Consider the following 14,803-nt stretch of genomic DNA (forward strand, 5'->3'; position numbering starts at 1 on the left):
AAAAACGCACCATCACTATGATAGTGCGTTTTTGTTATCGGTATTAGCTATTTACTGGAGTAGAAGCAGAACGGGAATTGACGGCTAACATACCAAGTAGCTGATTCTGCTTGGTGAGTAATTCGATAATTTTATCATATTTTTGATTTAGATTTGCAATTTCATTTTTGTTTGATTTAGTATCGGTATAAGTTTCCATGAGTACAGAATAAAAACCGGGGGAACGAAGCTTTATGATGGCATCAAGATTTAGAGTCCCTAAAGAATCTCCCATGGAAGTTGCGTTTATTAAAGCTTCTCTTTTGGAAAATCCATAGTAATCTTCAAATTTACGGTCTTCTTCTTCACGCTCAATCTCTTTTTTGCTTTTACCAAAAAGTCCCATACGAAAACCTCCTAGTGCTAAAAAACTACGTTATCTTGTTTGATTTTCATTTTGTTCTCTCTGTTGCTTCTTTTCCTGATAGATTCCCAGTATTCGCTTGGCTCGCAGCTGAATCATTTTGGAGAGCTTATCTACTGCTTCATCGCTGACGTTGTATAGAGGATGCTTGGTGAATTCGAAATTGAGCAATGAGCGTAGAGCTGGGGCATGGCGGGGGGTGACAAATAAGCGGGCTTGCAAATCAAAATCCAGATATTTACCCTGAATGCTGTCAATATAATCCTCTAAATTATTTAAGCAGTTTTGTGTCGCTCCTGCCAGCAGGGATAAGCCATTGTCAAAGATTGGTGCCGGGCGAAGGAATTCGCCGGTGTTGTTGTCAACCAAGTAGCCGAAGTTGCCAAGGTGCCGGTCTTGATTGCATATCAACGAATCAAAGAGCATAAGGTCTTGATATTCCTTTTCTCCGTATAATTTTGCCATTTTTGCTTGACTGGACAAATCTCCAAGGTCTGCATCCATGGTATCGAATCCTTTGGCTAGAAAATATTCATAGGCATTGATGAAGCCTACATTTTCAGAGGTAAAGAGCTTGCATTTGCAGACAATCTCCTTATCACCATTGCGGTGATGGAATTCCTCTAAGTCATAGCCTACATGCTCAAAGCCCATTTTCTCTGCTACTTGTGCAGCGTAGAATTCCATGGTTGCCTGATTGCGTCTGTCCGGGCGAGGAATAAAATCATCGCCTTTTAGCAGATATATCCCATCACTCCTGTTTGTCCAACACTTTTTCAGCATACCTGATGAAGTAAGTTCCGGGGAGGTAATGACACCTTTCACCTTTTCGTGATACCCGGTAAAAGCTACATAGGCAAGAACTTCATCGAAAGGATGGTCATAAAGATTGAAATCCTGCCATTTTACGGGTACTTCATCGTTGGTAATCCAGTAAGCATCATTGAGGGATAAGGCATGAGATATGTCCACATATTTCAACGGATTGCGTGAATCTTCAATAGCAGTCATAATCTGATTTACAAATTGACGATTCTTAGGTGCTTTACGATGATTTATCCAATCCAAAAGAAGCTTATTATCTAATTTGTTTTTTAGTGGAAGTGGAAGAAGTTCCTTATTTTCATCAATTGTTTCCAAAATGCTGATTTGATACCGATATTGCTTTTCTCCAAAGGCTTCTTCCAGTTCGCTTTGCAAACAAAAATGAACCAGTGGTTTGTCCTTGGAGCGTAGCGTATATTTAGCTATTGTTTCCATGATTAACTCCTGATTAGTCTTTGTCAAATTCTGCCAATAACGCACGTTGCAACAGCTTTGAGCAGTCAATACGCCGCTCTTTGGCTATAGTGGCCATCCACGCTGGCATGGTAACGGCCTTGGTGATGGTCTTCTTATCGTGTTTCTCCTTATAGGCAATGCGGTCAAATTCCACAATAATCATACCTTGCCCGCTCGGTGGCGTTACAGTTGCCGGGTCAGTTCCCTTGATTCTCAGAGCTAGGTCATCGTCCAATCCTTTGTCCAATGCTTCATGGCCGTTATCCATCAGCTCTTCCAGTGACTTACCAGACACCTCGATATTTAGGTCGATGAATTTGCCCTTGTATCCTTGTTTGTCTGGCAGCTGCTCAATAAGCATTGGGTAAAAATAACGCTCTGACATACTTAATGTCCTTTCATTCTCTAAATTCTCTGGCAATAGTATAACATATATTTACATATGTTTCAAGAAATGGAGTAAAACATTGGATAGTTTGCGGAGCAAATTCCTCGGTAAAATCCAATATAGTAAAGCACGGGAGGTAAGTGAGTAAATGTTAAAGCGTGTCACACTGCTATTATGCATAATTTTTCAGCTGTGTATATCCGGCACAGCACTGGCGTACACCGAAGATACAGAAACTATGGGTAATGAAGTAAGGGGAGCCGGAACGCTGGAATGGCCGGTGCCCACGCCTCCATCAGTTATGACATCGGCTTTTGGTTATCGCATACACCCTATAACGGGGGATGTCAGGCACCATGGCGGTGTTGACCTTGCAGGAGACTATGGTGACATTGTAAGAGCAGCTGGAGCCGGTACCGTGGATTATGCTGCTTACGGTTACAATGACGGGTTTGGAAATCTTGTTATCATCGACCATGGCAATGGATTGAAGACATACTACGGACATAATAGCACAGTGGATGTTTCTGCTGGTCAGTCTGTAGTTGCTGGCCAGCCAATAGCGACTATGGGGTCCACTGGTAATTCAACAGGGCCGCACTGTCATTTTGGCACACAATTGAATGGTAAGTGGGTAGACCCGGGACTGTTTGTGTCAGGCATGGCACAGATGGAAGCGGAGAAATTTGGCAGCCGTGTAGATGGTGGTGACCCGACAGTGGCTACAGATTTTGATGACAGCGATGTGTCCCTAGAGATTTCAGCAGACTTCGCCAAGCCACTGAAGGATGTTATAGATACCTTTGTGGACTTGCTGACTAAGGCTCTGGAGATACTGAAAGATTATATCTGGCAGATATTTGCTTGTCTGATGGCTATAGACCTTGCCATGTCAGCCATGTATAAAGCCCTTGGGGCATGGGGAGATAATGACGAGCATAGCTTCACCAGCTGGTTCTTCTACAAAATCATCACTTATGGTTTCTTGATTTTCATGCTGATGAATTGGGGGGATTTCATTGGTAATCTGGCCTTGGAAGGTTTTCCGCAGCTGGGAGCCTGGGCCGTGGGTGAATCTCTGGATTCGGCAGGGAAGACAGTCTCTGACCCCACCAAGATAGTGCAGAAGGGCATGGAGATAATCACCCCTCTCATAAATGAAGCCTTGAAAGCTCATGGGCTATTAGACCTGCTTATGGAAGCGCATACCTTCATAATCTGTGCCATATTTGGAGCAGTGTTTCTAATCCTCTTCGTAATCATCGGCATCCATGTGGCGAAAGCATACCTCTTCTTCTACTTTACCATTCTCTTCTCCTTTGTCTCCTTCATGTTCGCCGGACTGAGACAGACAAGGAAGTGGGCTTCCAATGGTATCAATGGGATTTTCGCCTCGTCCTTGAATCTCATGTTCTTCATCATATTCACGGTGATGCTCCAAGTGACCATGCAGAATCTTGTGGTGGGGAATTTGGTCGAAACCCAAACTACCGTATCTGAAACAGGCAGCACTGCCAAGATTATCAGCGAGGAAGACTGCCTCGCCCGCATTCGGGCAGTGGAATCCTACGGTGGTAACTACCACTGCGACAACGGGCAGGGGTACTATGGAGCCTATCAGATAGATTACGGGAATTACAACAACTGGGACCACTGGTGCCAGGACTACGAAAATAGTGGCGGTACGCTCATCCATGACGGGGAAAATTATACCCGTTGGACTTCCTATGGAGACAAGGACACGGCACCAGAGCCAAGCACGGAATATCCGTGGGCACCAATCAATCAGGACAGGGTGGCAGCGTTCATAATTGAGGGCTACTACAACAAATACGGCTCATGGGAAGCTGCTTGTCGGGCATGGAATCAGGGGGAGGGGGGCATGAATAACGCCGCTGCCTACGAGTATCAGGCGGCAGTCCTTGGTCATCGTGGAGCCAACAAGAGCAGCCGTGTGGCCAATATCGCCGTACTCTTCCAGCTTCTCCTGATAGTCCTGCTCTTTATCAAGATAGCTGACCACATGGAGAAAGTTATCAATAAGCAGTTCGGCGGTATGGGCTTCAAGCTCACAAACGAGCAGTAACGAAGGGAGGTGAGACTATGCGAAAAGGAAAAGTGATTTACTGCCTTGGTGTGCTGACAGCTTGTTGCATCTGTGGCGTGGGAGCCTATGGCGTAGGATTTGCCCGGACCATACCCGGTGTGGATGAACCCTTTGACCCGGCAAACTACTACAGCATGACCAGCATATCTTATGCCGACAGTGCCCCGTCCCCCTTTGCCTTGAAGGACTTGGCAAGGCAGAAAGGCAATGTCTACGACTACGCACGGCACATGAAAGCCCTTCTTACCACGCAGAATATGGAAGACTGGCTGTCCACTGCCATGGAGCGATTCGGCATTCAGGTCAAGAACATAACCCCTTTGGACAAAGGCATCTTGACCACCTTGCAAAGGAACATTGCCAGCTTGAACGGGGATACCAACAGCAGCAGTATGGGGGAGCAGACCTTAGACTTCTGGAAGAGCCGAATTTTCCGCAGCACAGAAGGATATGAGGATGAAAAATCCTTCAATGCTCAGGAACAGTATCAGGCAGCCGCAGAAATCTATAAGCATTATGGCAACAATGCCAAAGGCTTCATAGATACCGCCAGTAGCGAACAGGCCAATATTGCTGCTATAGTGGAGGCCAGCAACAACGCCGAAGGTGAAATGCAAGCAGACCAAGCGAAAGCAAATGCCATGGCCATGCTGGAAGCCGAGGCGGCAAGGCGAAACACCCTGCTGGGCAACCTTGCCAGTATCAGGGCAGCGGAAGGGAAAATCAAGCAAAACGAGGATTTAGCCTTCCGGCGGCAGGTTCAGGCGGCACAGGTAAGTATCGAAGACCCTTATCACCGCACTGAGAGGTCGAAAAGACTTTATGAGAAGTCGGAGCCGAAGGGCTTTGTGAGGTTTTGAGGTCAATGAACCCGTGTACATAATGTAAACGGGTTCGAGGCACTGACAGTAGCGGATACAGACCCACTATGCACCAAATAATATCTTATAGAATTTGTGTATAGGCATTACCATACAAAAGCAGGTGAATCATTATGGTATATCGAAATATAAGAGAAGCCGTTTTGGGATTGGGGATGCGTGGAGCAAGGTATACAGAGTATGCTCTAGTATTCGCTTCTTGTCTTGGCCTTTACAATAATTTGCAGGTGAATTTTGGATTTGAGGACAGACAAGTATATGGATTTTGCCGTGGTAGAACAGTTTGCTCATGGGGAGATGAGTTCCGGCGGTGTTAGTAACGAATGGTGGATAAGTGAGGGTATTCCGTTACTAAAAAGGAGATTGGGAAAAGAAACTCATAGGCATCATGCTCCATAAAATCTGAAAATAGGAGATATAACATGTGGGAAAGATGTAGATACTTTGAAGCAATCGGTTCCGAGGGTGGAGTAGTGCTCTTAGATGAAGAATACGAGAAATTATGTCGTATAACCCTTGAATATTGTCAACATTACTACGCTATAACCTGCGGTGTATATGGAGATATGGTTCATACTGCATTTTGCGATAAAACTAACTACTTAGAAAAGTATATATCAATGAAAAAAGAATTACAAAAATTCATAGATGATATCTATCAAAAAGACACCTTAGCTGGACGAAGTGAATTTTATGAATACCTCATTGGCAAATATTGATTAATAAAAGCTTTGCTAGATAAGATGCCTTCCATCAAAGGAGATTGTAAAATTGTTAAATGGTGACGTAATAGAATTTGTCGATAGAATCCATTATGGTGATGAACTAATCTTCATGTATAATGGACAAAAATTCTTTTTACAGGGATTTTTGGAAGATGATGGGATATGTACAACTTATCTAGACCGCTGGGAGCCACCTGCTGATGATTATATTTGGGTGGGGCGAGGGGATTCAAAAAATTTTCCAGTCGAGGAATTTCTGAAAGCTGAAATCTGGGACGGAAAATCCTTTTGGGAAGTAGAAAAGAAAATGGAATGGCTTGATGGTTGATAATAAGGTGTTTCATTAACGCCTAAAAACAGGTCTGAATCTAAAACAAAGGATTCAGACCTGTTTTTTTTCTGTCACTATAGAAACAACTTGCCGGTCTAAGAGTTCTAGTAGACGGCTGGATGGTCCACTGGGGGTATTCCTGCCGGATTCCCAGGCTTCGATGGTCTTCTTGCTGACGCAGAGGTATTTGGCAAGGATAGATTGGGTTAGGTGATTCTTCTGTCGGATGGAGCGTACATCTTCGCCTGTGAATTTTCTGGCTGGAGCAATATCAACGGTCAATACGCTATGAGCGAGGTTCTGCTTATTGTTTCCCTCGAAGTCCGTAATCAGTTCATTGAGCGAAGCCGCTATCATATTATAAGTTCTGGTCATTTTGATTCTCCTTTGCTGACATTGTACCCTATTTAATAGGGTGGGGCAAGGAAATTGCCTTTTGGAATAATAGCAGAAAATTCTTGCAATATATGTTAATATATGTTACTATTTTACTGGAAAACCGTAGAGTAAAACATTGTATAGTTTTTCAACCCCTAAGCAGATTTACCATGGATATGTAATCACCTTATGAAGGAGGCATATCCATGATAAGCAAAAATGCTCTAATGACAGAAGCAGACCGCTTCGTCTTAGACATGAAATCGAACCAGCAACGCTACATCGACTTCTTGTCTACCATGGGAAAGTACCACAAGTATGGGCTGACCCAGCAAATCAATCTCTTTTTCCACGCCCCGGCAGGTGCCAGCGGTGCGGTGGCTACCAAGGCCATCTGGGAGAAGCTGGGAAGGAAGGTGGCAGACAATGCCAAGCCTATTCCCATCATCACAGGCAGCGAGTATCAGGAACATGTTGAGGAGGTCTTTGATGTCTCGGCTACCGAGGGGTATCAGGGAGAAACGCTCACATGGGAATATGATGAGCAGAAGTGCAAAGCCTATATGGATGAGCATTTCCCCGGACCCAGTGACCTGTCTATGCCCCAGCGAATCCTGAATTTCACAAAAAGCTACACCGAAGCCCTGCCATGGGTGGAGGACAAGGAACTGGCAGCTCTTAGTACAGCCTATGTAATCATGGAGCGTCTGGGCTACGATGCCGAAGACGAGCTTGGCCTTGAGCTGATGATGCACGATTGGGAGGATGTGGATGTCGAGAAGACCCTTGCCACGGTAAATGATGCCAGCAAGATGGTTTTAAGTCAGATTGGAGATTTCATCAGAAAGGAAGAGAGACACAATGGAAATGAACGAATTTCTGGCCAAGGAACAGGAATATCAGGAAATGCTCACCCGGTGGGACATGGAGGACAAGGCGAGGGAAGAGCGGATGAAGGAGCTGGACGAGTTAGACCAGCTGACGGCGAAGGCAAAGGAAATGAGGCAGCAGATGCAGATAATCCCCGGACGGTGGTCAGGGATTTGGGCGAAGTACATGGAGGAAGAGAAACCGGCCCAGTGGATAGCCATTCTCCAGAGCGGGGAGATACAGCTGAGGCTGGGGTTGGTGGACAGGGAGTACAACCAGAAGTACGAGCAGATGAAGCAGGAGTTGAAGAAGAAGAGAGGCCTGAACCACATATTCCAGCAGAAGGACTGGATGGGGTACACGAGGGCGATGATGGCGATGGAGGACGAGATAACGAGCCTTCTGACCCAGCAGCTGACGGGACAGGCGTAACGGAGGCTTCCCCCACAAGCATTTCGGTAACCTCAGCCACATTGAGGCCGGTGAGGAATCCGGATGGCAGCATTGCATGGGTGCCTGAGGATGTGACCGAGAAGGAAGTCACCGTAGATACGGCGGGGAAGGTCATTGAGGAAAGTGACCCCGTGGCCGTGGACATAGAAAAGGATAAGGAAGTGACCTTAGAGCCTGAAACAGCAGCGACCAGGGAAGGTAAAGCTGTTGAGGCTTCCGCAGAAGAAAAACAGGATAGCACTCAGCCTGTGGCAGTTGATGAAGAGGTTGTGGTTGGCTATCCTAAGCCCACACAGGAAGAAAGGGAAATGGCCCGGCGGCTGGATTCCGGGCGTGTGCCAAAGGACAAGTATCTTGAGTATGCAATTGCCAGCCTCCATGTGGAATTTTATCGCTGGCATCAGATAAGGGAGTTTGGTGGTGGTGCTTATGAGACTGACGGCGAAGCCTTGAACCTTGTCCGCAATCACATCATTGCTACGGCATTGGGAATAGAGCAGCGTGGACTGACGCTGCCCGAGTCGGAAAATATGCAGCTTCCTCCAGAGTATCCTTATAACTACATGAAGCTGGGCACCAAAAACTATGAAAGCCGCTTGCAGTTCTTAACACCCACAATGAGGGAACAGCTTATCCATGAGCTGCCGCCAGAACTTGCTGCAACAGAAGAAAAGGGGCAGACAGAGAATTCCTTGCCAGAAGAGGAGCCTGCAGAAGAGACAAGCGAAGCTGCTCCCTCTGTGGAAGCAGAACAGGAACCAGAGAAGCCTTTTACCACCGAGGATTTCAGCCGTTTAGACTTTGCGGCAGATATGTCTACTGTCTCCGGCAAGCGTAAGGTTTTTGAGCGGAACATGGCTGCTATCCGTACCGTCAAGCGGCTGGAGGATGAGGAAAGGGAGGCCACGCCGGAAGAAATCAAGGTTTTGAAGAGCTTTTCCGGCTTTGGTGGCCTGCCCGAGGCCTTTGACCAGTATAATGCCGCATGGCAGAAGGAATACAACGAGTTGCGGAATACCCTCACGGATGCCGAGTACAGTTCTGCCCGTGCTTCCACCTTGAATGCCCACTTTACCCCGCCGGAGCTTATCAAGGGGATTTATGAAGGTCTGGAAAAGCGGGGCTTTGTCGGGGGCAATGTCTTGGAGCCGTCCTGTGGCAACGGCAGGTTCTTGGAAAATATGCCGGAGGGCATCAGGGAGGCCAGTAATATCCACGGCGTGGAGCTTGACCCCATCACTGCCCGGATTGCCTCTCATATTTACACGGATGCAGAGATTTCCAATCAGCCATTTGAGCGTACCACTTATGCAGACAATTCCTTTGACCTTGCCATCAGCAACGTGCCCTTTGGCGAATACCGTATCACCAGCGATGTACGCTATAAGAAGCAGCGTCCCTATATCCATGACTATTTTATCAGCAAGATGGTGGACGAAGTGCGTCCTGGTGGTTATGTGGTGGCCATGACCAGCTCTGGCACCATGGACAAGAGGTCGGCCAAGGTAAGGGAGGATATTGCTGCCAAGGCCGAACTGGTAGGAGCTATCCGTCTGCCTAACACGGCTTTCAACGCTTCTGGTACCAGTGTCACTTCGGATATTCTTATCTTGAAGAAGCGGGAAGTGCCCTTGACTATTACCAAGGACAAGCAGGGCTTTACTCAGGGTGGAGACGATAACTTCAATAGCTGGGTGGAAACTGCTTCACCAAAGGAGCTTGAATACAAGGCCATCAACAGATATTTTGACAAGCACCCGGAAAATGTACTGGGGAAGCTGGCTTTGACCTCTGGACCTCATGGTAATGTGGTTACCTGTGAGCCGGAAGCGGGGATGGATTTGGGCAAGAAAATCGCCGAGACCATCGCAAACTTTGAGGGCAGCTATGAAAAAGCCCAGGAACCCTTGGAACCGCCAGTGCAGGAAAACATACAGGCCAGCAACGGTTACGGCTATGCCTATGAGAATGGCAAGGTGGTCTACCATGATGTTTATGGTGTAACCCATGATTTCCAGCTCTATCTTCATCAGCAGCTGGTAAGGGATGCCATAGTGAGCCAGCAGGAAGATAAGAAAGCCTCAGGGGAAGTTAGGGGAGAAGAAGATTTGACCGCTGGACGGCGTAAGAAGATAAACGCTGTCCTGGCTAAAGCCCCGGAACTGGAAAAGAGGGTGCTTTCCCTTATCCATATCCGGGATGCCGTTCGGGATGTCTTTGATGCCCAGACCAATGCTTGCTCCAATGAAGAACTGTCTGCTTTGCAGGACACATTGAATAAGGTCTACGACCAGCATGTGAAGAACTACGGTCATATCTACAGGGACACAGAATTGCTATCTACCTTCAGGCAGGACCCTACCTGCCCCCTGATGGAAGTTCTGGAAAACGTGGATGAAGAAACCGGCGTGTTTCTTGGCAAAGCAGATATTTTCACAGCCCGCACTGTCATGCCCACCTTCGCCCCGGAGAAGGCCGAGACTGCCATGGATGCCTTGGCTTTCTCCATGCAGGAAAAGGGCAGGGTGGATGTCAGCTACATGGCCAGCTTGATGCCGGAGGATAATGTGACGGATATCCTCAAGGAGCTGACGGACAAGAAGCTCATCTTCCAAGATTACAAGGACGGCGATTACAAAATTGCCGATGAATATCTTTCCGGCAATGTCCGGGCTAAAATCCGTCATTTGCAGGAAGAGCGGAAGAAGTTGCTGCTGGACAAGGAACTTGCTGTAGCGGGTATCATGATGCCTGACTGGCAGCCGGATTACGCCCCGGAGAATGATTTTGAGAAGAAAATCCTTGCCATCATGAAGGATGCCCAGCAGTATGTACGTTCCGGCAATGGTCGCATCCGGGCAGGGAGTTTGTATAAGAGTTCCATTTACGGCTTGTATGAGCTGAAAAGTGATGAGCGTGAATACTACGAGAACCATAAGGCTGACCGGGAATTCATGCTGCACATGGCAGGAGCCATGCGGCAAATTGGTTACAACTGCCCTTCGGAATACAGGGATGACCCGGTCTTTGTGCTGGAGGCTTTCAGGCATGGCATCAAGAGCATTTCCAGCCATGATGAAGGCGGAGCAGCTATCAAGGATATGCTGGAGTTCATGCCTCCGCAGGTCAGTGTGGATTCCTTTTTCCAGCCGGATTTCGTGCCCTACTACAAATACCTGCATGAGAAGCTTACTGCTGCCGATTACGTCCATCTGGATAAGCAGGGGAAGGAAGACTGCAAGAGGGATGTTATTACGGGGTGGCCAGCATACAAGAAGGCCTACGACAAACAGGTGGAAGACCTCATCAGCAGCCGCCAATATGAGCAGCTGAGTATCTATGATGACAAGCTCCGGGACATGGATGCCAATATCGAGGCTTTGGAGGAAGTGAAGCCCGCTGATATCCCCTCTGAGGACATCCGGGTGACCCTTGGAGCCACATGGCTCCCCATCCAGTATGTGAAGGACTTTCTGGCAGAGGAGCTTGACCTGTCCTATAGCGAAGCCAGAAAGCTGAAAATCGAGTATTCACAGGCCTCTGGCAAGTGGCATATCGACAATAAAGGCGGTTTCTTCAACACCAAGATTGACCAGATTTACGGCACCAGTGATGTGAATGCCCTGAACCTTGCAGAGCTGGCCTTGAACCTCAAGCAGCCCCATGTCTACAAGAACACAGCCGATGGCAAACGGGTAATCGACCCGGAGGCTACCTCTGCAGCCCAGATGAAGCAGGAAGACTTGAAGCGGGCTTTTTCCGAGTGGATTATGAAGGACGAGCAGAGAGCTGCCAGAGTGACAGCCCTCTACAATGAGAAGTTCAATGCCATCGTGCCCCGGGAATATAGCGGCGAATACCTCCGCTTCCCCGGCATGAACCCGGCCATCGAACTGAAAGACCATCAGAAGGCAGCTATTGCCCATACGCTTTACGGAGGCAATACCCTCTTTGCCCATGCGGTAGGAGCGGGCAAGACTTATGAAATGATAGCTTCTGCCATGGAAGCCAAACGGCTTGGACTTTCCCAGAAAGCTTTGATGGTGGTGCCCAAGCACCTTACTGAGCAGACCGGGGCAGCCTTTATGAAGCTCTACCCCAAGGCCAAAATCCTTGTTGCACAGCCCAGCGACTTCGAGAAGAAAAATCGCAAGGCCTTTGTGGCCAAGGTAGCTACCCAGAACTGGGATGCGGTTATCATGGGCTATACCCAGTTTGAGCGTATTCCCATTACCCCGGAACGCCGGATTGCCCTGCAGGAGCAGCGTATCGGGGAGTATGAGGATATGCTGGATGAACTCCGGGGCAGTGATGATTCCAAGTATTCCATCAAGCAGGTGGAGTTGATGCTGAAAAAAGCCAGGGAACGGCTGGAAAAGGCACAGGATGAAGTGGAGAAGAACAAGGATGACATGCCCATCTACTTCGAAGAGCTGGGCATTGACAGGCTCTATGTGGATGAAGCTCACAATTTCAAGAATCTCTATGTGGCTACCAAGATGAACAACGTGGCCGGTATTGGCACCTCTGATTCCGTCCGGGCCAATGACCTGATGGACAAGTGCCAGTACATCAACGAGAAGACAAATTACAAAGGCCTCGTCTTTGCCACCGGCACCCCAGTGTCAAATTCCATGACGGAACTCTACATCATGCAGAAATATCTCCAGCCTCAAGTGTTGAAGGAGGCGGGCATCCGCAGCTTTGACGATTGGGCAGCCACTTTCGGGGAGGCAGTTACCGGCTTTGAATTGAAGCCGGAGGGCAAGGGCTTCATGGAGAAGACCCGCTTCTCTCGGTTCTTCAACCTGCCGGAGTTGATGGCCATAGTCAAAATGGCCGCCGACATCAAGACCGCGGATATGCTTGACCTCGATGTGCCAAACTGCGAAATGACAGTAGAGCAGATAGAGCCTACGGAAACCCAGTCAGACCTTGTGAATGAATTAGCTGTCCGGGCTGAATGCATCAGAAATGGCGGCGTTGACCCCAGTGAAGACAACATGTTGAAAATCACCAACGAAGGCCGTATGCTGGCACTGGATGAACGCATTATTGACCCCACCCTGCCGGACAACCCAGACAGCAAGGTCAACAGGTGCATCAAGAATGTCCTCGACATCTATAAGGCCACGGAGGACAAGAAATCTACCCAGCTTATCTTCTGCGACAAGTCGGTGCCCAACAAGAAGGAGCCGCATAAGTTCAATGTCTATGACGATATACGCAACAAGCTGGTGGAGGCAGGTGTGCCAAGGGAAGAAATCGCCTTTGTCCAGGAAGCCAAGGACGATGAAGCCAAGGAACAACTCTTTGCCAAGGTCAGAGCAGGGAAGGTGCGTGTGCTCTTAGGAGGCACGGACAACCTCGGCGTGGGCACCAACGTGCAGGACAAGCTCGTTGCCACACATGACCTCGATGTACCATGGCGGCCAGCTGACCTTGAGCAGCGGCTGGGGCGTATTGTCCGCCGGGGCAATGAGAACAAGGATGTGAAGGTATTCAGGTATGTTACCAAAGGCACCTTTGATGCCTACATGTGGCAGCTCATAGAGAATAAGCAGAGGTTTATCTCGCAGATAATGTCCTCCAAGATTCCCACACGGGAGGCCGAGGACTGTGATGAGGTAGTTCTGAGTGCTGCGGAAATCAAGGCACTGGCTGCCGGTGACCCCATGATTAAGGAAAAGATGGACGTTGACAATGCCTATAATCGCCTGAAAATGGATAAATCCACCTATCTGAAAAACCGTGAGATTACATCAAAGCAGGTGAAGGTAGACTTGCCGAACCGCATTGCCCAGAGCGAGAGCCACTTGGATGCACAGTTGAAGAACAAGGAAACGTGGCAGAACAACACCCACAAGACTACGGGGCTGGATGGGGAGGCACAGGAAGCCTTTGCCATGACCATCAATGGCGTGAAATATCTGGAGGAGAAAGAGGCTTTGGAGGCCTTGGAAAAAGCCCTTGACCCCAAGGCTACCAAGAATTTCACCGGCGAGTACAAGGGCTTCAAGCTCGGTATGGCCTTTGATTGGATGAATAACTGCCCCTATATTCAGGCTGTGAACGCCACTGACTTCCGCATCGACATCTACGGCAGCAAGAAGCGTATCTTGACGGCTATCAAGGAGATTGGCAAGAAGGTGGACGAGAAAATCACGGAAGAAAAGGAAAATCTGGAAACCTTGAAGCACAATCTTGAGGTGGCCAAGAAGTCTTTGGAGGCTCCCTATCCCAGGGAGGATGAATTCCAGCGGCTCAAGGCAAGGTCAGAGGAAATCGACATGATACTGGCCGCCAAGGAAAAAGGCCTCACCGATTCCAAGGAAATCGAGGGGGATGTACGCCGGAGCCGTATCCTTAAGCTGGTGGACAAAGATGGCCATATGGACTTCACCAAGCTGGAAGGCAAGAGCGACATCGAAAGGACATTCCTCTTCCGGGCAGCCGAAGCACTGACCAGAAACGACAACGCCTATTCCCCGGACAATGCCATGAGCACAGACAAGGGGATAGCCGATGTCATGATAGCGAAGGGCTACGACCTCGAAGACATCTATAAGACCATCGAGGAACTTTCCCCCAGCATGATAAAAGGAGCCGATGTGAAGCGGCTGGTAGGGGAGAATACGGAAACGGCCTCGCTGGCTGTGGCCAGGAGTCTACCCCGGATTTTGTGTAAACCTCCCAAGTGATGTAAAATGGGAACATCACTTGGGAGGTATTTTTATGAGCAGAAAATCACGCACCCCAGAAGAGCAAGCCCGCCGGGAGAAGATTCGGGCACTGCTGCAAGAAAGCAACGTCACCAGCATGGAGGACATTCAGAACTTATTTAAGGAAACTATAGCAGAGTTCATGGAGAATGGCCTTGAAGCAGAGCTGGATGACTCCCTGGGCTATGGTAAGTATGACTACAAGAACAAGGATACGGACAACAGCCGTAACGGCCACAGCCGCAAGAATCTCCGCACCAGCTT

The 14,803-nt window shown here is 48.4% G+C and carries 11 protein-coding genes; 7 read left to right on the top strand and 4 right to left on the bottom strand.

The window, feature by feature from the left end; genetic code table 11:
- Positions 1-43: 43 nt before the first annotated feature.
- From BLW59_RS10870 to BLW59_RS10880, 3 genes are read right to left on the bottom strand one after another with little or no spacing between them, the layout of a single operon-like run.
- Positions 44-385 (bottom strand): hypothetical protein, encoded by a 342-nt coding sequence (locus tag BLW59_RS10870; protein ID WP_074697799.1) that lies wholly within the window; start codon positions 383-385, stop codon positions 44-46.
- A 30-nt stretch (positions 386-415) separates the two neighbouring features.
- The gene (locus BLW59_RS10875) at positions 416-1,663 is read right to left on the bottom strand and encodes a hypothetical protein (RefSeq protein WP_074697800.1); all 1,248 of its coding nucleotides are present in this window, start codon (positions 1,661-1,663) and stop codon (positions 416-418) included.
- 13 nt (positions 1,664-1,676) lie between these two features.
- Positions 1,677-2,069 (bottom strand): hypothetical protein, encoded by a 393-nt coding sequence (locus tag BLW59_RS10880; protein WP_074697801.1) that lies wholly within the window; start codon positions 2,067-2,069, stop codon positions 1,677-1,679.
- Positions 2,070-2,310: 241 nt separating this feature from the next.
- On the opposite strand from BLW59_RS10880, the gene BLW59_RS17760 reads away from it, so the two are divergent.
- The 4 genes from BLW59_RS17760 to BLW59_RS10900 all read left to right on the top strand — a co-directional run bounded on the left by BLW59_RS17760 (position 2,311) and on the right by BLW59_RS10900 (position 6,113).
- On the top strand, positions 2,311-4,158 hold the full coding sequence (locus BLW59_RS17760; protein WP_318258511.1) for a peptidoglycan DD-metalloendopeptidase family protein: 1,848 nt from the start codon (positions 2,311-2,313) through the stop codon (positions 4,156-4,158).
- A 17-nt stretch (positions 4,159-4,175) separates the two neighbouring features.
- Complete coding sequence (locus BLW59_RS10890; RefSeq protein ID WP_074697803.1) at positions 4,176-5,039, top strand: hypothetical protein; 864 nt, start codon at positions 4,176-4,178, stop codon at positions 5,037-5,039.
- Positions 5,040-5,482: 443 nt separating this feature from the next.
- Entirely contained in the window at positions 5,483-5,779 is a 297-nt protein-coding gene (locus BLW59_RS10895; protein WP_074697804.1) for a hypothetical protein, read from the top strand.
- A gap of 52 nt (positions 5,780-5,831) precedes the next feature.
- A complete protein-coding gene (locus BLW59_RS10900) occupies positions 5,832-6,113 on the top strand; it encodes a hypothetical protein (RefSeq protein ID WP_074697805.1) in 282 nt (93 codons plus the stop codon).
- Between the two features lie 54 nt (positions 6,114-6,167).
- Here BLW59_RS10900 and BLW59_RS10905 read toward each other — a convergent pair whose 3' ends face one another.
- Complete coding sequence (locus tag BLW59_RS10905; protein ID WP_074697806.1) at positions 6,168-6,491, bottom strand: helix-turn-helix domain-containing protein; 324 nt, start codon at positions 6,489-6,491, stop codon at positions 6,168-6,170.
- Positions 6,492-7,550: 1,059 nt separating this feature from the next.
- On the opposite strand from BLW59_RS10905, the gene BLW59_RS18340 reads away from it, so the two are divergent.
- The 3 genes from BLW59_RS18340 to BLW59_RS10925 form a co-directional block, all read left to right on the top strand.
- Positions 7,551-7,796 carry a hypothetical protein gene (locus BLW59_RS18340; RefSeq protein ID WP_413778188.1) on the top strand — a complete coding sequence of 82 codons (246 nt, stop codon included), beginning with the start codon at positions 7,551-7,553 and terminating at the stop codon, positions 7,794-7,796.
- A gap of 3,896 nt (positions 7,797-11,692) precedes the next feature.
- A complete protein-coding gene (locus BLW59_RS18345) occupies positions 11,693-14,518 on the top strand; it encodes a DEAD/DEAH box helicase family protein (protein WP_413778189.1) in 2,826 nt (941 codons plus the stop codon).
- Positions 14,519-14,552: 34 nt separating this feature from the next.
- Positions 14,553-14,803 (top strand): transposase (locus BLW59_RS10925; protein WP_175463412.1); only part of this gene is annotated, 251 nt, incomplete at its 3' end.

This window comes from Selenomonas sp. KH1T6 (genome assembly GCF_900108415.1).
GTDB lineage: Bacteria > Bacillota > Negativicutes > Selenomonadales > Selenomonadaceae > Selenomonas_B > Selenomonas_B ruminantium_A.

Excerpts from the sequence above, each read along its gene's own strand:
- BLW59_RS10875 (WP_074697800.1), bottom strand. The coding sequence starts at position 1,663 with ATGGAAACAATAGCTAAATATACGCTACGCTCCAAGGACAAACCACTG.
- BLW59_RS18340 (WP_413778188.1), top strand. The coding sequence starts at position 7,551 with ATGGAGGAAGAGAAACCGGCCCAGTGGATAGCCATTCTCCAGAGCGGG.
- BLW59_RS18345 (WP_413778189.1), top strand. The coding sequence starts at position 11,693 with ATGAACCCGGCCATCGAACTGAAAGACCATCAGAAGGCAGCTATTGCC.
- BLW59_RS10905 (WP_074697806.1), bottom strand. The coding sequence starts at position 6,491 with ATGACCAGAACTTATAATATGATAGCGGCTTCGCTCAATGAACTGATT.
- BLW59_RS10870 (WP_074697799.1), bottom strand. The coding sequence starts at position 385 with ATGGGACTTTTTGGTAAAAGCAAAAAAGAGATTGAGCGTGAAGAAGAA.
- BLW59_RS10895 (WP_074697804.1), top strand. The coding sequence starts at position 5,483 with ATGTGGGAAAGATGTAGATACTTTGAAGCAATCGGTTCCGAGGGTGGA.
- BLW59_RS10880 (WP_074697801.1), bottom strand. The coding sequence starts at position 2,069 with ATGTCAGAGCGTTATTTTTACCCAATGCTTATTGAGCAGCTGCCAGAC.
- BLW59_RS10890 (WP_074697803.1), top strand. The coding sequence starts at position 4,176 with ATGCGAAAAGGAAAAGTGATTTACTGCCTTGGTGTGCTGACAGCTTGT.
- BLW59_RS17760 (WP_318258511.1), top strand. The coding sequence starts at position 2,311 with ATGGGTAATGAAGTAAGGGGAGCCGGAACGCTGGAATGGCCGGTGCCC.